This is a genomic window from Spiroplasma endosymbiont of Labia minor, from assembly GCF_964019845.1.
Lineage (GTDB): Bacteria > Bacillota_I > Bacilli_A > Mycoplasmatales > Mycoplasmataceae.
In genome coordinates, this window is record NZ_OZ026465.1 from 780,275 (window position 1) to 798,927 (window position 18,653).

Sequence of the window (18,653 nt, forward strand, 5' to 3'; positions counted from 1 at the left end):
ATGCAACAATATTGACACTTTTATCAGTTAAAAAATCTTATTTGACATTGTTTTAATTTGTTATTAATACTGCTCACAATTAGATAATATACCTTTTGTAATTAATAGTCAATTGATATTAAAGTTAAACCTTTTGCATCTGCAATATAAGGCAATTTAGGATGTTTTAATTCTAATGTTTCTTTAATTACTTGTAATGAGATTTTATTATTTAAATAAGCAAATACGCAACCCATTATTGTTCTTATTTGATATCTAATAAATCCTTTTGCTTTAAAAATAATTTCTAATTCAGAATCTAATATATTTGTTTGAATATCGTTTATTGTTCTTATTGGTGATATTTTATCTATTTCATTAATTTTTAAACCTGAAAAATTCAAAAAATCATGAGTGCCAACAAATAAATTTAATACTTCTTTTAATTTTGATAATTCAAATTTAGGCAAATTTCAAAAATAAGTGTAATATTGTCTAAACACATCATATTTTTCAAATCGCAATCTGTAAATATAAGTTTTTTCTTTTACATTACGTACTTTAAAATTATTATCAACATTTATTATTGAATTTATAAAAATCTGATTTGGTAACGCCTTGTTTAAGGTATTTTTTAAACCTGTTAAATTCGGTGTATAATCTAACTCTATTCAAACTTTTTGATCTAACGCATGAACACCAGCATCTGTTTTGGAGGCACCTAATAATTTTACTGGTAATTTGGCATTTTTACTAAATGCACTTTCTAATTCTCCTTGAATAGTTTTTTTATTGGTTTGTTTTACTCAACCAGAAAAATTAGTTCCATCATATTGAATAGACATTAAATAAAAATTATTCATAATTTAAAATTTCAATAGTATATCAATATGAGGAATATGCATAAATGGTTGATTTGTTGGTCAAACATAAGAATATGCAATCAAGCAAGCTGCAATTGTTAGAAAAACAACAAAAAAGACAACATCTAACATTCTAAATTTAACCTGTCTATATCTTGTTCTTTTTGCTATTGGATCATAACCTCTTGAATCCATTGCATTTGCCAAATCATCTGCTCTTTGAAATGCAGAAACCAATAATGGAATAATTAAAGATGTCATACCTTTAATTTTATCTTTAAATTTACCATTTTTCATATCAATACCACGTGATGATTGTGCTTTAATTATTCTTCCTGCTTCATCAATTAAAGTAGGAATCATACGTAATGCTATTGAAATTACCATTGCAAGTATTTGCACAGGTATTCCTATAAGTTTTAATGGTCAAAGTAAATCTTCTATAGCAATTGACAATTCTAATGGTTGAGTTGTTCCAGTAATAATCGTTGTAATAGTTATCATTATAAAAATTCTCAAAGCCATAAATAAAGCATTAAATCCTGCCAATTCTGAAAATGTAAATATTTTTCAATTATAAAAATATCCTACCGCATTTGAATTGATGCTTGGATCATCATAACCAGCTCCACCATTTGAAAAAACAGCGTCACTTGAAGGATGATACATGATTATGTTAATTATTACTAATATCAAAAATATTACAACTATTGGAGATGTTAGCTTAAATAACATACGTAATGGCAATCTAGATAAAATATATGTAATTATCACAATTCCACCAAGTAAACAATAACCCGTAAATCCAATAGGGAAAAATACCGCAACAATCATTATTAATAATGAAAATATTTTCAATCTAGAATCCATATTATGAATGGGTGACTTGAAAGGCATATAACGCCCAAATGACATTCGCATATTATTTACAACTCCTCACTATTTTTTTTCTTTAATAAATTGAACTAATTCTTTAATTGTTCTAAATTTTTTATCGGTAATATCTAAACCATTATCTTTTAATTTATGTGCTAATTGATAAAGTTTCGGTGGATCTATTTCTAATTGTTCCAATAACAAATTATCTGAAAAAATTTCAAATGGTGAACCAACTTTTATTACTTGACCCTCTTTCATTACAACAACTTCATCAGCAATTTGCAATACATGGTCCATATTATGAGTTACAATTATAATTCTTTTGTTTTCTTCTTTGTTTAATCTTATAAATAAATTTATAAAACCTTCTTCTCCTTGCGGATCCAAACCACCAGTAGGTTCGTCTAAAACTAAAGTTTTCCCTTGCATAGCAATTATACCAGCAATGGCAACACGTCTTTTTTGGCCCCCAGAAAGATCAAACGGACTTCTATCTGCATAATCTTCTGGTAAATCTACCATTTTTAATAATTTTGGAACTTGTGCTATAGATTCTTTTTTATCTAAACCTAAATTTATTGGTCCAAAAGAAATATCTTTTGCAATTGTATGTTGAAATAATTGATATTCTGGAAATTGGAAAACTAAGCCTACTTGTCGACGTAATGATTTTACTTCCTTAATTTTTTTACCAAAGGCAGGAATTGAATAGTCACCAATAATAGTTCTTCCTGTTTCGGTTCTTAACAATCCATTAGTCAATTGAATTAATGTAGATTTGCCAGAACCAGTAGTTCCTATTACTGCTGTTACAATATTTTTTTTAATAGTTAAATTGGTACCATTTAAAGCTTTAAATTCAAATGGAGTATTTTTTGAATATGTATAGGATATATTTTCAAAAACTATGTCTCCTGAATAATCAAATTCCTTTTTGCTTTTTCTTGCTTGTTGTAATTCCTTAAGATACTGTTTTTGAAGTATTCTTTCTTTACGGGCACTTTCTTTGTTTTTCAATTTTTCGCTTATTTGCATAATTTATTCACCAATTCATCAATTGTTTTTGAAGGTTCTATATTTATACCCACATTTGACAATTCCTCTTCCACCAATGCCACAAATGGTATTTCCAAATGTATAGAGCGTAAAAAATTTTTATCACTTAATATCTCACTTGGTGTACCAAATTTAACTAATTCGCCCATATTCATAACCATAACTTTATCTGCATTTAAAATTTCATCCATATCATGAGTAATAGAAAATATCGTTTTTTCTCTTGTTTCTCTAAGTTCAATCATAATTTCTTTAACTTCTCTTTTTCCTTTTGGATCAAGCATTGATGTTGCTTCATCAAAAATAATTATGTCCGGAGATAAAGCTAAAGCAGATGCAATTGCGACACGTTGTTTTTGTCCGCCAGATAACATTAAAGGTTCATTATCTAAAAATTTTTCCATTCTAACTTTTTTAGCCGCTGTAATAATTTTATCTTCCATTAAGCTAGGTTCTATTCTTCTATTTTCAAGTCCAAATGCAATATCATCTCTCACAGTAGACCCTATAAATTGATTATCTGGATTTTGAAAAACTATTCCCAAAAAACGTCTTATTAAAGATAGATTTGATTCTGTAACGTGATTCCCAAAAACCTCCATAGCTCCTTCTTGGGGTTGCAACACACCAATAATTATTTTCGATAATGTCGATTTACCAGAACCATTATGCCCAATAATTGCTACATATTCACCATGTTCTATCGAAACGGAGACATCATTAACAGCTCAAGGAAATTCATCACTATATTTAAATTTTAAGTGATTAATTTTTAAAGCAATATTATTTAATTTTGATAAGTGAGCCGTTTTACCGCGTTCTTTAATAGTCCATTTTGCTTCTTTATATAAATTTTTTGCAAATTGAGTTTCTTTTTTTATTTCAAAAAAATTACTATCTGTTTTAGAAATTGTGGACATTTTTTTTATTAAATCATTATAATTATCAAGAAATTTTTTAGCATTTGCAGCTTTTTTATAATTTGCTTTTGTTTCATTATATTTTGCAATTTTTTGTTGAACTTCTTCTTTTGTAATTGAATGATCAGTTAATTTAGCTTTTGCAATAATAACCTTTTTTGAAGCTCTAACCATTTTATCATTTAAATCATTTAACTCTAATTTAAATTCATTTAACTCTTTTTGCGTTAACGCCACAACAAAAAACACCTCTTATCAATCCACAAATGATATTAACATATTTTAATTATATTAGCATTAAAATTAAAAATCACTCTGTTAATAGAGTGATTTTGAAAATATAAATAATTGTAGTATTTAAGCTTTTAAATCATCAATAATTTTTACTGCATTATTTTCAAATAATGACATTTTGGGGTCTAATCCTAATTTTTCTATTTCAGACAGCTTTATATAATCAACATTTGGTATATTGTTTATTAAATTTGTAAATCAATTTGGATTACAAATAAAACCTCTACCTATTGAAAAGATATCTACAACATCTTTTAAATATTCCATCTGACTAAGTCCATTTATAGAACCTGAAAATGCTATTATTGTTCTTCCTAAAAGTTGCATTGCCATTCAAGATATCAACTGAATACCATCATCACCAAATTGTGACTCATGAATCGTTTCAGATGAGTAGTTAGTAAGTGATATCATATCAACACCATAAGGCAAAATTGCTTGGATAAATTGTTGCGATAATTCTAAATCCAATTCATATTTTTGATCTGTTAAACGTGTACTTCATGAATGTAAAAATGATTTATCTGCATTTTTTTTAATTGTTTCAGTTACTGAATTTGCAATTTCTGTTGCAAATTTATATTTACTAACACCAACGTAACCGTATTCGTCTGTTCTTATATTAGTATTAGGACTTATAAATTCTTTAATCAAAGAAGCAGCAGCTGCAGAAATTTCAACACCATCAAATCCGGCCTCAATTGCACGTTTTGTTGCTTGTTTAAATCATTCAATTACCTGTTTTATTTCGTTTAAATTTATTTCTCTTGGCATAACACCAGTTATTGAATATGGATCAACAATAGGTGAAGGTGCAAGAAGATTATTGTCACAAAAAATAGGATTCGCAATTGCTCCTCCATGCGATATTTGTGCAATAATTTTCACATCTTTATTCTGATTTTTAATCATCTTTATTAATTCAGCTAAACCAGGTATATGTGAATCATCAGATATTCCTGGCTGATTTTGCCATATTTTTCCTGACTCATGTACATATAGCATTGGTGTATATACCAAGCCTTGCCCATCAATGCGTTTTTTGTAATAATTAAAATCACTTTCAGATAAAGTTCCATCAGTGTTTGATGCCATATAACTTATTGCCGCTTGAGCGATACGATTTTTAAATGTTACATTTTTGCTTCTATATAAAAATGGTTCTTGAATTATTTCTTTCATAATTAGTCTTCTTTCCATATAAAAAATAACGCATTAATTTACAAAATACAAGTGTATTTTATAAATTATAAAATACACTTAGAAAAAATTATTTTGCCTTAATTATTGTTCCTGATTTTCCAGTTAAAACATCAGCAACTTTTTCTAAAGAACCAATGATTGCAATTTTGGTTGGATTAGCCTTTACAAATGAAGCTGCTGCTTCTATTTTTGGCAACATTGAACCTACTGCAAATTGACCTTCCGCTATGTATTTTTCAACATCATTTAATGTCATATTTGTCAATGCAGTTTGATTTTCCTTTTTATAATTAATCATAACTGTATCGACTGCAGTTAAAATTATTAATTTTTCAGCACCTATAGTCGCTGCCAACAATGCAGCACCTAAATCCTTATCAATTACAGCAGCCTTTCCTTCTAATTGTCCATTTGCACTTTTAATGACAGGAATTCCTCCACCACCGACTGCAATTGGAGTTATTTTTGCATCCATCAAAGCTTTTATTGCATTTGCTTCAATAATTTCAATTGGTTTTGGTGATGCTATTACACGTCTATAACCTCTGCCCGCATCTTCTACAATTGTTCAATCTGGATTAATTTTTTTTAATTTATCTGCTTCATCTTTAGTGTAAAAAGCGCCAATTGGTTTTGTTGGATTTTTAAAACCAGCATCATTTATATCAACAACAGTTTGTGTTATTAAAGCCGCAACACTTGCATTTAATTTTCTTTTACTTATCTCAGCATCCATTGCTTGAACCATATGATATCCAATATAACCTTGAGACATTGATCCAGCTTCTGAAAAAGGCATTGATGGAATTTTTTCATCAATTTTACTTGAAGTTTCAAAAGCGGAATTAATCATTCCAACTTGTGGTCCATTACCATGAACTATTGCAAGTTGATCCCCATTTTGAATAAAATCAACTAAATTTTTTGCGGTAATTTTAACAATTTCTTTTTGTTCTACAGGGTTATTACCTAAGGCATTTCCCCCAACAGCTACTACTATTTTAGCCATAATTTAACTCCTTTTAAAATATTAATTATCTAAAAAATACACATAAAAATAATGTGTATCTTTATTATATTTTGTTTTTTAAATATTAAACAATTGAATTTGCACCATTTGAAACTCCAAACGATCCTAAACCAAGCATTATAATTGATATTCCAATTATTGCTAAAATTAAAGGCCATGAAGCTTTCATAAATTTATCGTATGGAACTTTAGCAATTGATAATGCAGCCATTAAAATTGCTGAAGTTGGAGAAATCAAGTTTACAAGACCATTTGCAAAAGAAAATGAAGTGATTGAACTTGAAATTCATCCCAATGAATTACCACCAGCTGCGTATGCAGCAGGTCCAATGATTGGGAAAACAGCTTGTGCAAAACCAGACGTTGAAGGTAATACAATTGATATTATTAAAAAGAAAATAAAACCAATTATTAAGAAACCAGCAATTGACAATGAACTTAAAGGTTTTGTTAAAGCGTTAATCAAAACAGTTACCATATGAGTACTTGAAAATAGTCATCCAATACCTGCAGCAAACGCAATTATTAGACAGACAGATAAAATATCTGCAGATCCGCGAATAAATGATTTAACAAATTTTGCTTCGCCTTTTTCGTTATCTGCGTCTGGCACTCTTCAATCAATAAAAGCAATTATTAACGCAAAACCGAAAAATAATGCTGATATTTCCATAAAATACCATTCGCCCAAATCTCTATAGAAATGTTGGAATCATGGTACATTTTTATGAATTAAATAATTTAATCCACCTTCATCGCTTCCAAAAATAGTAACACCGAAAGTGCCCCAAGATATTAATGAAATAATCATTAATATAAAGGCTACAAAGAATAGACCCATAATTGCTTGGCGTTTTCTAGTATATTCTGGCACTTCAATTGAAACTGCAAACGATTTTAAATACATTTCTTTATCATCATACAATGGTGATTTACGTTCATTTTTTCTAATTCGTAGTGCATATCATATTACAAATCCTGTTGCAAGAGCAGTCATTAATACCCAGGCTATTGCACGAAATACCAAACCTGTTGATGAAACCAAACCTGTAATACCACTATCTGATACGGCACTAACAGCCACAGAAACAACAAATGGATTTAATGTTGAACCCAAACATCCTATTCCTGCACCTATTAGGATTGTTAAAACTGGTGTGATTATATCAAAACCAGCTGCTAAAAATATTGGAATAATAACAGGATATAAGGCAATTGTTTCTTCTCCCATACCATATACTGTTCCGCCTATTGAAAATAGAATCATAATAATTGGAATTAATCAAATTTCTTTTCCTTTTAGTTTATTAACTAAACGACCAATTCCAGCATCAAGAGCTTTTGATTCTATAATAATATTTAAAAATCCACCTAAAATTAATATAAATATAATAATATCTACTTTATTTGCAAACCCATACATTGGTGCTAGAAGAATATCTAGAATACCAGCTGGATTATAACCATCAACTGGAGTTTCACCTATATCTGGCCGCCCATCAGCACCAAGTCCATCTTTCATTGTTGTACCTGGAATTCAAGATATTATAACAATCAATAACATGATTGCTGCTAAAATCGTAAAAGCAGTAGGTAATTTAAATTTTCTTCTTTTACGAGTTTCTGTTGATTTTTTTTTATTTGATGGTGGCATATTGACTTCTGCTGTTTGTGATACAACTTTTTCAGCCATCTTTTATATACCTCTCTTTCTTTGAAATAAATTTCATTAGTGTTTATTATATCATTGAAACCATAATTGCTTTAATAGAATGCAAGCGATTTTCAGCTTCTTCAAAAACAATAGAATGTTTTGATTCAAAAACTTCGTTTGTTACTTCCATTTCAGATAAACCAAATTTATCATGAATTTCTTGACCTGTTGTAGTTTCTAAATCATGAAATGCTGGTAAACAATGCATAAATGATACATCTTCTTTGGCATTTTTAATTAATTTCATATTAATTTGATATGGTGTTAAAAGTTTAATTCTTTGTGCTCAAACTTCATCTGGTTCACCCATTGACACTCAAACATCTGTATATAAAACATCTGCATCTTTTGATGCTTTCATTGGATCTTCTTCACATTCAATTATAGCTCCAGTTTCTTTTGCTATTGTTTTACATTGATTTATCAAATTTTGATCCGGTCATAATTCTTTTGGCGCACACCCAACAAAATGCATTCCCATTTTAGCGGCACCAATCATTAATGAATTACCCATATTATTTTTTGCATCGCCAAAAAATACTAATTTTCTACCTTTTAAAGATTTTTTTTGTTCAATAATGGTCATAAAATCTGCCAAAATTTGAGTTGGGTGATACTGGTCTGTAAGCCCGTTAAAAACAGGTACTCCAGCATATTTAATTAATTCTTCTACATCATTTTGTTTATAGCCTCGAAATTCAATTCCGTCATACATTCTACCTAAAACACGAGCAGTATCTTTGATAGATTCTTTTTTCCCCATTTGTGATCCTGATGGGCCCAAGTATGTTACATGAGCACCCTGATCTAGAGCAGCTACTTCAAATGCACAGCGAGTACGAGTAGAGTCTTTTTGGAAAAGCAAAACAATATTTTTACCTTTTAAATTTTTTGCCTCATTACCAGCATATTTTGCTCGCTTTAAATCTCTTGCCAAATCAAGCAAATAATTAATTTCTCTTGGACTAAAATCTAATAATGTCCTTAAACTGCGCCCTTTTAAATTTACAGCCATAATTTATTCTCCTAAAAATTTCTATTTTTTTAAATATTAATACGGTTGACATATATTATATATCTTCTCGAATAAGTGGCATTGTCATACATCTTGGCCCACCGCGTCCTCTTGAAAGTTCACTTGATGGTGTTGTAATAACATGTACACCTGCTTTTTTTAGTAAATCAATTGTTACTCAGTTACGTTCATAAGCAATTACTTTACCTGGTTCTAATGTGATAACATTTGTACCATCATTTCATTGTTCACGACCAGCAGCAATTGGGTCGTCACCACCACATTTAATAAATGTTACTGGTTTGCCTAAAACACTTGATAAATACTCAACAAGTCCTTCTTTTATTTGTTTTTTACCTGTTGGTGTTATTTCATAAATTTTAAATTCATTAATATCATCAAATATTAGTGGATGCACTATAAATTTATCATAATCTATATTTGTAAATACAGTATCTAAATGCATATAACTTCTTGTTTTTGGTAAATCAAGAACTATTATTTTACTATATCCATCTCTTTGAACAAATAATCTTTTTGACATTTGTTCAATTGCTTCCATTTGTGTACGTTGAGATACACCAATTATTAAATTTTCTTTATTTAAAACTAAAATATCTCCACCTTCAATATTATGTTCTCATTCTCTTTCGTATAAGTATGGAACTTTTTCTTTAAAACGACTGTGATTTTTGAAAACAAAATCTGGGAATAATGTTTCACGCCTTCGGGTTACAGATCACATCCTGTGCAAAGTAACACCATGACCTACGGATGCAAAAGGATCTCTTTGAAACAACACATTTGGCAATGGATCAGCTACAAACGGATATTTGTCACCGTCTACAATATTTAATTCTAGTTTTTTTGTACCTCCTATCATTTGTTTTACCATGTTTAAATTATTCATTTTTGCTAAAAATTCACGAAATTTAGCAACATGACCTGATTTAACATTTCCTTCTTTAATAAATTGGTCTATAAAATGGTCTCTCAAATTTGGATTTTGGTCCAAAGCTTCTGCTGCTAATTCTTCAATATACAGCACTTCAACTCCATTGTCTTTCATATGATTTGTAAATTTATCATGTTCCTCAATTGCAACTTTCAAAAAAGGAACATCATCAAATAATAATCTTTCTAGTAAATCTGGTACTAAATTTTCAACTTCATTACCAGGTCGGTGAACTAAAACAGTTTTTAATTTACCGATTTCTGAAAATACATTGATTGGTTGATTCATAATTTTACCCTCAATTCTATGTGAAATGTTTTGAGTAACTATATCATTCATTTTCAATTTTCTGTTTTCAATACACTTACTCACTAACATTATACAACCTAAAAAGCAAATGTAAATATTTTTTCCATTTTTTAAATTTTTTTACAATTAAATTTTAATAATAACTAATTTGAATAAATCCAAATACAGATTTTTTATTTGGCAAATAAAAAACTCCATTAAAATAATCAAAAAACACTATTTTGAAATATTTTAACGGAGAAATGCTTATACTAAATAATAATTTACATACAAATTAAACTAACTCAATAATTACCATAGGAGCATTATCACCACGACGATTGTCCAATTTTAAAATTCTTGTGTAACCACCGTTACGATTTTTAAAACGTTTGGCTAAATCTGTAAATAATTTATGTAGCGCTGTCTCTTTTGCATTAGCATCAATGTCACGCAATCAAGCAACAGCTTGTCTTCTAGCATGAAGATCTTGACGCTTAGCTAAAGTAATCATTTTATCAAAATGAGTACGTAATTCTTTTGCGCGTGTTTCTGTAATTTCTAAACGTTCTGAAACAATTAATTCAGTAGTTAAATTACGCATCAAAGCTGTTCTTCATGCAGTGTTTTTACCACGTTTTTGAATATACGACATATTTTATCCTCCTATAATTAATTCATAATTCTAAATGTCAAATTTAATTGTGCAACTTTATCTTTAATTTCTTTAAATGATTTTCTACCTAAGTTTCTAATTTCTTGTATTTCATCTTCAGATCTAGAAACTAAATCACGCAATAAATTTATGCCTGCGCGTTTCAAGCAATTTAATGATCGTTGTGTAAAATCAAAATCCTCTATTGCGCGATCTAATTCTTTATCATCTTCTGATTCATTTTCACCAATAATTGGCATTAAGGCTAAAGTTTCATTTAAATTAATAAATGCTTCTAAGTGAGCAGTCAAAACACGAGCTGCCAATGCTACAGCATTAGTAGCTGTTAATGAACCATTAGTAGTAACACTTAAAGTTAATTTTTCTAAATCAATAGCTCTACCAATTCTTGTTGGTTCAACTTCATAAGAAACATTGACAACTGGCGAATAATTAGAATCTATTGTAATTGCATCCGCAATTAGATTTTTTTCTTTTTTATTATCTTTAAATGATTTATATCCACGTGAATATTTTGCAAATAAAGTTAAATCAAAAATTCCGCCTTCTGCTAATGTTGCAATATGTAAATCTTCATTTAAAACTTTTACACCAGTCGGTACATCAATATCCCCGGCTTTAATTTCACCCGGAGTATTGTTTACTAACTTTAATTCAACAGTTTCTTCTTCTGGAAACATATTTTCATCTATTTCCAAAACAATATTTTTAATATTTAATATAATACGACTAACATTTTCAACGATTCCTTCAATTGAAGTAAATTCATGTGCAGCACCACGTAATTTTATTGCATAAACAGCAGCTCCTGGAGTTGCTTCTAATAAAGTTCTACGTAATGCATTTCCTAATGTAATTCCAAATCCACGTTCTAATGGTTCAACTTCAAATTTAGCAAATGAACGACCATTTTTTTCTTCCAATAAATTAAATTCTGGTCTTGTAAATAATTTCATCTATAATTAACCTCTTGGGCGTTTTGGTGGACGTACACCATTATGTGGAATTGGTGATGTGTCTTTAATTGAAGTAATTTCTAATCCGATTCCTTGAAGGGAACGCACAGCTGCATCTCTTCCTGGTCCTGGTCCTTTAACTTCTACTTGAATTGTTCTTAAGCCGTGTTCCATTGCACCTTTACCTGCTGCTTCTGCAATTAATTGTGCAGCATATGGCGTTGATTTTTTTGTTCCTTTAAAACCAAGTGCACCCGCACTTGATCAAGCCAATACATTACCAGCTTCATCTGATAAAGAAACTATTGTATTATTAAAGGTAGAATGAATGTGTGCTATACCTTTAGCAATATTTTTTTTAACTTTTTTCTTTGCAGTTCCTGCTTTTGGATTTGCCATAAGTTATATTTCCTACCTATCTATTTTTTCTTATTAGCCACAGTTTTACGTGGCCCTTTTCTTGTACGTGCATTTTGTTTTGATGATTGTCCACGTACTGGTAACCCTTTACGGTGTCTCATACCTCGGTATGATCCAATTTCCATTAAACGTTTAATGTTCAACTGAACTTCACGTCTTAAATCACCTTCTGTTTTATATTTTGAAATTTCAGTGGTAATTGATTTAATTTGATCTTCTGATAAATCTTGTACACGAATTTCTTCCGAAATAGCTGTGTTTTTTAAAATTTTTTGTGATGTCGATAATCCAATTCCATATATGTAAGTAAGAGCAATAACTACTCTTTTATTATTTGGTATTTCTACTCCACTAATACGAGCCATATTTTTTCCCCTTATCCTTGACGTTGTTTATGTTTTGGATTTCCACAAATAATCATTACACGGCTTTTCCGACGAATAACACGACATTTATCGCAGATCTTTTTAACTGATGATCTTACTTTCATCTTTGCCTCCATAAATATTGTGAAAAAATAATTTACATTATATTTTCTTTTTTACAATTAATTTCTTTAATTTAAAAATAAATTAAAATTCTGTTTATCGAAAACGATAAGTAATTCGCCCACGTGTCATATCGTAAGGAGAAATATTGACTGTTACTTTGTCTCCAGGTAAAATGCGAATGTAATTCATTCTGATTTTACCTGACACGTTGGCGGAAATAACAGCACCATTTTCAAGTTCTACTTTAAAAGTGGCATTTGGCAACACTTCTGTAACTGTACCTTCAACTTCAAGGTAATCTTCTTTTGCCATTAAAAATCTTCCTCACTTTCTTCTTGACGTTTGGTTAAAACTTCATACCCATCTTCAGTAACCAAAATGGTGTGCTCAAAATGCGCAGTCATTGATTTGTCTTGAGAGATAACTGTTCAATCATCTTTAAGAACACGGGTTTTTGCAGTACCAACTTGAACCATTGGTTCTATACATATAACCATACCCGCAGCCAATCTCATCCCAGTATCTTTCAAACCTACATTTGAAATAATTGGATCTTCATGCATTTCAGATCCAATACCATGACCAGCATAATCTGTTGGCAAATAATATCCATTTCCTTCAACATATTCTTGGACAGTATTAGATATTGTGCCTAACCTTACACCAGGTTTTATCTGTTTTATAGCAAGATAAAGCGATTTTTGAGTGACCTTTACTAGTTTATCATATTTTGAATTAGAATTACCACAAATAATTGTTAATGCTGAATCGGCATGTCAACCGTTGTAAGTACAACCAGTATCTAGAGAAACTATATCTCCATCTTTTAGTATACGATTAGTTGGAATACCATGAATTAATTGCTCATTAATTGAAATACAAATATTATTTGGGAATCCACCATAACCTTTAAATGAAACTTTACATTTTTTTTCATTGATAAATTCACCAAATTTTTTATCTATCATTAAACAATTTATTCCTGGTTTAACTAACATTGTAATATATGATAAGGCTTCAGCCAAAACCTTACCAGCAACACGCATATTTTCAATTTGTGATTTATTTTTAATTGAAATTGACATTTATTTGATAAGTTCCATTTCTTTTTCTATTTCTGAATAAATATCGTCAGCACTTCTGTTTCCTGCATGAATTTGTCTTAAAATATTTCTTTTTTCATAATATGAAATTAATGTTTTGGTTTGTTTTGAATATACTTCTAGCCTTGTTTTTGTTTTTTCTGGCGAATCATCTGAACGCACAATCAAAGGAGTGGCGTCAAAATCACAAATTCACTTAATTTTTGGCATTTTATTAATTTTATGATATGACCTTTTGCATGTTGGACATACTATTCTTCCTGAAATTCTTTCAACCAAAATGCTTTCTTCAACATCTATAAATATAACTAAATTGATTTTTTTATTTAATTTATTTAACATCTCATCTAAAAATTCAGCTTGATTAACAGTACGAGGATAGCCGTCAAAAATCAAATTATCATTGACTTTTTGCATATATTCATTAACTATGCCATTTGTTATGTAATCTGGAACTAATTGACCATTACTGATATATTTTTCGCACTCTATTCCTAAAGATGTTTTATCTGACATAGCTTTTCGCATTAAATCTCCAGTAGATAGTTGAATAAATTTTTGACGTTCAACTAAATATTCTGCTTGCGTACCTTTGCCAGATCCAGGAGCACCTAATAAAATAATGTTCATTTTTTAATCCTACACTTTCATATTTCACATTATCAAATATGTGAATTTTTATTTTCATTTAAATTAGTTGTGTCACCAAATGTTTCTGATTTTTTATCTATAAATGATTGTTGAATAATACGTCCTTTAATTTGTGCATAAGTTTGTAAGGCAACAGAGATAACTATAATTAAACCTGTACCACCTATGGCTAATGATGATGGTAAATTAGTTAATTTTGAAATAATATATGGCAAAATTGCAATTGCTGCCAACGCAAAAGAACCAACTCAAGAAAGTCTATTAACTACACCTCTTAAATAAACTCGCGTATCTTTACCGGGTTTAACTCCAGGGATAAATGTTCCTGATTTTTGAAAATTCTCAGCGATTTTTTCTGGATTAATTTGCACTTGTGCATATAAAAAGGTAAATAGAATTGTCAATACAGCATAAATACCTATTCCTCATCATGTTGAAAAAGATAAATAATTATTTGTAAATAATACAAATCCATTTTCCGGATTTGAAGCTTGTAAAATTTGCGATATAGTTATTGGCGTGGAAATTATCGCAGATGAAAAGATAACCGGTATAACTCCAGCATTATTAACTTTCAAAGGTAAATAAGGGGTGTGATCTTTTGCATCAACCAGGCCCGAACCCGTTTGTTGAATTGGTATTTTTCTTTCAGCTTCATTCATAATAACTAAAAAGAAAATTACTAAAAAGAATCCAACTATATAAATCATAAATTTTAAGATTCCATCAAATAAAATATTTGATGATTCTCCTGTTCCAACTCAAAATTTAAATGTGGCTTGAAAATTATTTGGCATTTGAGCTACGATTCCAGTAAAAATAACAATCGAAACACCATTTCCAATTCCTCTAGTAGTTATTTCGTCTGCCAATCACAGCATTAAAAAAGTACCACCAAGTAATACAACTGGGACCAAAATATAATAAAATCAACTTGGCCCGATTCCTAAATCAGTTGCACTTCATTTTGGTGTGATTAATCCTTGTTGAATTAAAGTAAATATCGTTGCAATACCTTGCATTAAAGCAAATGGTATTGTTAAAAATTTAGTTAATCTATCTAATTTTCTTCGACCTCTTTCACCTGATTTTGCTCATCTTGTTAAAACCGGAATTACATCAGTTGATAATAATTGAGTTATTATTGATGCTGTAATAAATGGTGAAACACCTAAAGCTAAAATTGAAAATTTACCAATTGAACCACCACCAAGTGTTGAAAGTAATTGGAAAAATTGTTGAGATTCAACTCCTGATTGAAAATTATCTGATAATTTTATACCCGGAACAGTTAAATATGTACCCATTCTAATAAGCACTAATATTCCCAATGTAAATAAAACTCGATATACTAAATCTTTATTACGAACAAAAAAATTACCTTTAATAATTGCTGTAGTATTTTTTTGTTTTTTGTTTTTAAATAGTCTTTTTTGTTTTTTGACCAAATCTTTTTGAACCATAATCAGCGGATACACCTCTTTACAATATAAATACCAATGCTTATATAAAAATATCTAAAATGACATTTTACACTTATATAGAATAACATAAACATTCATAATAAAGAATAATTTAGCATTAAATATATAAATTGCTATAAAAAATAAAAAAAATTATTAATTAAAGATAATTAATAATTTGTTAATTTATTTTTTTCAGGTGAATTTGTAATTATCTCAACTGTTCCACCACTTTTTTTAATTGCTGTTGCTGCAGAAACTGAAATTTTATTAACTTTTACATTAATAGGTTTTGTAATTTCTCCATTACCCAAAATTTTAATCAAAGTACGTAAATTTTTAATTTGATGTTTTTCAAATAAAGTTTGATGTGAAATTTCAGATAATTCCAAATTTTCTAATTGATTTAGATTAAAAATTTTATAATCTTTTTTATTCATTGAAACAAAACCTATTTTTGGCAAACGTCTAAATAGAGGGGTTTGTCCACCTTCAAATCCAAGGCGAACTCCTCCACCTGAACGAGAATTTTGTCCTTTGTGTCCACGTGTAGAAGTTTTACCTCTTCCAGATCCAGTTCCACGACCAACTCTAGTTTCATCTTTTTGACTTCCAGGAGTATATTTTAATTCATGCAATTTCATAACTTAATTAACCCCTTTTGATCTTATTTTTTTTAATTCTGTTGATGGAGCAATTCTAGCTTCTTTTGAAATAATATTAACTGGTTCACGTAATTTAGAAATTCTTTTTGCAGATTTCATACTTCTCAATCCAGCAACTGTTGCACGGATCATATTAATTGGTGTATTTGAACCTAATGATTTTGCATAAACATCTGCAACACCTGCTAATTCAATAACCGCACGTGCAGGCCCACCAGCAATTACACCAGTACCTTTTTTAGCTGGTTTAATCAAAACTCTTCCAGCTCCAAAATGACCTATAATTTCATGTGGCACTGTTGTACCATCCAAAGTAATACGTTGAACAGTTTTACGTGCTTCTTTGATTGCTTTTTTAATTGCATCTGGAACTTCATTTGCTTTTCCGGTTCCAAATCCAACACGACCTTTTTTATCGCCTACAACAACTACTGCTGCAAATCTAAAATGTCTTCCACCTTTTGTTACTTTTGTAACACGATTAATTGTAACCACTTTTTCTTCAAAAGGATCATTTTCTTTATCAAAACGATGATCTGTTCTATCTTTACGAAATTTCCCATCATGACTTTTATTGTCACGAGGACCTTTTGGCCCTTGTCCAGCATAAGATGGACGAACTACAGTTTTGGCATCTGCAGTTACAGGAGTGGTTGAGTTTTTTTCTTCTATACTCATTTTATTTTACCTTTCCCTACTATTAAAATACCAAACCTGCTTTACGAGCAGCTTCAGCAAAAGCTTTAACTTTTCCGTGATATAAATAGCCTCCGCGATCAAAAACAACTTCTGAAATTTTTGCTGTTTTAGCTTTAGCTACAATTTCTGCTGCAACTACTTCTGCTGCTGCAATATTTGATTTATTTTTAATTGGCATTTTCAATGTAGATGCTGATAACAATGTAATTCCTTTACTGTCATCAATAATTTGTGCATAAAAATTAGTGTTCGATTTAAATACATTAAGTCTTGGTCTTGTTGATGTACCAACAATTTTGTTGCGAACGCGGAAATGTCTGCGTTTTCTTGATTCTTGTTTTGAATATTTCATAATCTTAAAACCCATTCAGTCGAATTATTTTCCGGCTGATTTCCCTTCTTTTCTAATCAATTTTTCACCTTTGTATTTAATCCCCTTACCTTTATAAGGTTCTGGACGACGATATTTTCTAATATTCGCAGCAACTTCTCCTACCAATTGTTTGTCAATTCCTGATATTTTAAGTTCAGTTGGTTTTGGAACTTCAATTGAAATATTCTTTGGTATTTCAAATGCAATTGGATGTGAATATCCTAATGATAAATTTAATTTATCACCAGCAAGTGCAGCACGATAACCAACACCTACAATTTCTAATTCCTTTACATATCCTTCAGACACACCAACTAACATACCTTGAATTAATGAATTTGTTGTTCCATGTAATTGTTTTGTATGTTTTAATTCGTTTTGACGTAAAGTTGACACTTTACCATCTTCAATAACTATTTTTATTAATGGCGAAAAAGTTTGTGTTAATTCACCTTTGGTTCCTTTAATTACTAATTTATTATTTGATTCAATTTTAACTTCAACACCATTAGGAACAGTTAAAATACGATTTCCAATACGACTCATAATTAACCTCCTAAATTATCAAACAAATGCAAGCACTTCTCCACCAACACTTTGTTGGCGTGCTTGTTTATCTGTCATAATACCTTTTGATGTTGAAACAATTGCAATTCCTAATCCATTTAAAACTTTAGGAATATTTGCCGCTTCTGAATAAACACGTAAACCAGGTTTTGAAATACGTTTTAATCCTTGAATTACACGAGCTTTACCTTGATACTTCAATTTCACAGTAATATCTTTTTTAAAATCTTTTGATTCTGAAAAATCTTCTATAAAACCTTCACCTTTTAAAATATTTGCTATTTCGTGTTTTAGTTTACTACCTGGAATTAACACAGTTTCGTGATATCTTTGATTTGCATTTCTAATGCGAGTAAGCATATCTGCAATTACATCTGTCATTTATCTTCATTT

The 18,653-nt window shown here is 29.7% G+C and carries 23 protein-coding genes; all 23 read right to left on the reverse strand.

The window, feature by feature from the left end; translation table 4 throughout:
- Positions 1-101: 101 nt before the first annotated feature.
- The 23 genes from truA to rpsH all read right to left on the reverse strand — a co-directional run bounded on the left by truA (position 102) and on the right by rpsH (position 18,641).
- A complete protein-coding gene (gene truA, locus AACK85_RS03910) occupies positions 102-842 on the reverse strand; it encodes a tRNA pseudouridine(38-40) synthase TruA (protein ID WP_338969457.1) in 741 nt (246 codons plus the stop codon).
- 3 nt (positions 843-845) lie between these two features.
- Complete coding sequence (locus tag AACK85_RS03915; RefSeq protein ID WP_338969458.1) at positions 846-1,763, reverse strand: energy-coupling factor transporter transmembrane component T; 918 nt, start codon at positions 1,761-1,763, stop codon at positions 846-848.
- Positions 1,764-1,781: 18 nt separating this feature from the next.
- Positions 1,782-2,756 carry an energy-coupling factor transporter ATPase gene (locus AACK85_RS03920; protein WP_338969459.1) on the reverse strand — a complete coding sequence of 325 codons (975 nt, stop codon included), beginning with the start codon at positions 2,754-2,756 and terminating at the stop codon, positions 1,782-1,784.
- A complete protein-coding gene (locus AACK85_RS03925; protein ID WP_338969460.1) occupies positions 2,747-3,934 on the reverse strand; it encodes an energy-coupling factor transporter ATPase in 1,188 nt (395 codons plus the stop codon). Before AACK85_RS03925 ends, AACK85_RS03920 begins: the two co-directional genes overlap by 10 nt.
- 120 nt (positions 3,935-4,054) lie before the next feature.
- Complete coding sequence (locus AACK85_RS03930) at positions 4,055-5,173, reverse strand: hypothetical protein (protein ID WP_338969461.1); 1,119 nt, start codon at positions 5,171-5,173, stop codon at positions 4,055-4,057.
- A gap of 88 nt (positions 5,174-5,261) precedes the next feature.
- Complete coding sequence (arcC, locus tag AACK85_RS03935; RefSeq protein WP_338969462.1) at positions 5,262-6,203, reverse strand: carbamate kinase; 942 nt, start codon at positions 6,201-6,203, stop codon at positions 5,262-5,264.
- A gap of 85 nt (positions 6,204-6,288) precedes the next feature.
- Complete coding sequence (locus AACK85_RS03940) at positions 6,289-7,917, reverse strand: YfcC family protein (protein ID WP_338969463.1); 1,629 nt, start codon at positions 7,915-7,917, stop codon at positions 6,289-6,291.
- A gap of 46 nt (positions 7,918-7,963) precedes the next feature.
- The gene (argF, locus tag AACK85_RS03945; RefSeq protein ID WP_338969464.1) at positions 7,964-8,953 is read right to left on the reverse strand and encodes an ornithine carbamoyltransferase; all 990 of its coding nucleotides are present in this window, start codon (positions 8,951-8,953) and stop codon (positions 7,964-7,966) included.
- Between the two features lie 55 nt (positions 8,954-9,008).
- On the reverse strand, positions 9,009-10,196 hold the full coding sequence (locus tag AACK85_RS03950) for an arginine deiminase (protein WP_422397547.1): 1,188 nt from the start codon (positions 10,194-10,196) through the stop codon (positions 9,009-9,011).
- Between the two features lie 295 nt (positions 10,197-10,491).
- Entirely contained in the window at positions 10,492-10,851 is a 360-nt protein-coding gene (rplQ, locus tag AACK85_RS03955; RefSeq protein ID WP_338969466.1) for a 50S ribosomal protein L17, read from the reverse strand.
- A 17-nt stretch (positions 10,852-10,868) separates the two neighbouring features.
- On the reverse strand, positions 10,869-11,828 hold the full coding sequence (locus AACK85_RS03960) for a DNA-directed RNA polymerase subunit alpha (protein WP_338969467.1): 960 nt from the start codon (positions 11,826-11,828) through the stop codon (positions 10,869-10,871).
- Positions 11,829-11,834: 6 nt separating this feature from the next.
- Complete coding sequence (gene rpsK, locus AACK85_RS03965; RefSeq protein ID WP_338969468.1) at positions 11,835-12,227, reverse strand: 30S ribosomal protein S11; 393 nt, start codon at positions 12,225-12,227, stop codon at positions 11,835-11,837.
- 20 nt (positions 12,228-12,247) lie between these two features.
- Positions 12,248-12,613, reverse strand: a complete 366-nt coding sequence (rpsM, locus tag AACK85_RS03970) for a 30S ribosomal protein S13 (protein WP_338969469.1) — start codon at positions 12,611-12,613, stop codon at positions 12,248-12,250.
- An 11-nt stretch (positions 12,614-12,624) separates the two neighbouring features.
- Positions 12,625-12,738, reverse strand: coding sequence for a 50S ribosomal protein L36 (rpmJ, locus tag AACK85_RS03975; RefSeq protein ID WP_338969470.1), 114 nt, complete (start codon positions 12,736-12,738; stop codon positions 12,625-12,627).
- A gap of 94 nt (positions 12,739-12,832) precedes the next feature.
- Positions 12,833-13,051 carry a translation initiation factor IF-1 gene (infA, locus tag AACK85_RS03980; protein ID WP_338969471.1) on the reverse strand — a complete coding sequence of 73 codons (219 nt, stop codon included), beginning with the start codon at positions 13,049-13,051 and terminating at the stop codon, positions 12,833-12,835.
- Positions 13,051-13,824 (reverse strand): type I methionyl aminopeptidase, encoded by a 774-nt coding sequence (gene map / locus AACK85_RS03985; RefSeq protein ID WP_338969472.1) that lies wholly within the window; start codon positions 13,822-13,824, stop codon positions 13,051-13,053. Before map ends, infA begins: the two co-directional genes overlap by 1 nt.
- Positions 13,825-14,472 carry an adenylate kinase gene (locus AACK85_RS03990; RefSeq protein WP_338969473.1) on the reverse strand — a complete coding sequence of 216 codons (648 nt, stop codon included), beginning with the start codon at positions 14,470-14,472 and terminating at the stop codon, positions 13,825-13,827.
- A gap of 29 nt (positions 14,473-14,501) precedes the next feature.
- Complete coding sequence (secY, locus tag AACK85_RS03995; protein ID WP_338969474.1) at positions 14,502-15,956, reverse strand: preprotein translocase subunit SecY; 1,455 nt, start codon at positions 15,954-15,956, stop codon at positions 14,502-14,504.
- Positions 15,957-16,126: 170 nt separating this feature from the next.
- Positions 16,127-16,600 (reverse strand): 50S ribosomal protein L15, encoded by a 474-nt coding sequence (rplO, locus tag AACK85_RS04000; RefSeq protein WP_338969475.1) that lies wholly within the window; start codon positions 16,598-16,600, stop codon positions 16,127-16,129.
- A gap of 3 nt (positions 16,601-16,603) precedes the next feature.
- Positions 16,604-17,299, reverse strand: a complete 696-nt coding sequence (gene rpsE, locus AACK85_RS04005) for a 30S ribosomal protein S5 (protein WP_338969476.1) — start codon at positions 17,297-17,299, stop codon at positions 16,604-16,606.
- 22 nt (positions 17,300-17,321) lie between these two features.
- A complete protein-coding gene (gene rplR / locus AACK85_RS04010) occupies positions 17,322-17,672 on the reverse strand; it encodes a 50S ribosomal protein L18 (RefSeq protein ID WP_338969477.1) in 351 nt (116 codons plus the stop codon).
- A gap of 24 nt (positions 17,673-17,696) precedes the next feature.
- Positions 17,697-18,239 carry a 50S ribosomal protein L6 gene (gene rplF / locus AACK85_RS04015; protein WP_338969478.1) on the reverse strand — a complete coding sequence of 181 codons (543 nt, stop codon included), beginning with the start codon at positions 18,237-18,239 and terminating at the stop codon, positions 17,697-17,699.
- Positions 18,240-18,254: 15 nt separating this feature from the next.
- Positions 18,255-18,641: a 30S ribosomal protein S8 gene (rpsH, locus tag AACK85_RS04020; RefSeq protein WP_338969479.1), complete on the reverse strand. Its 387-nt coding sequence runs from the start codon at positions 18,639-18,641 to the stop codon at positions 18,255-18,257.
- Positions 18,642-18,653 lie beyond the last annotated feature (12 nt).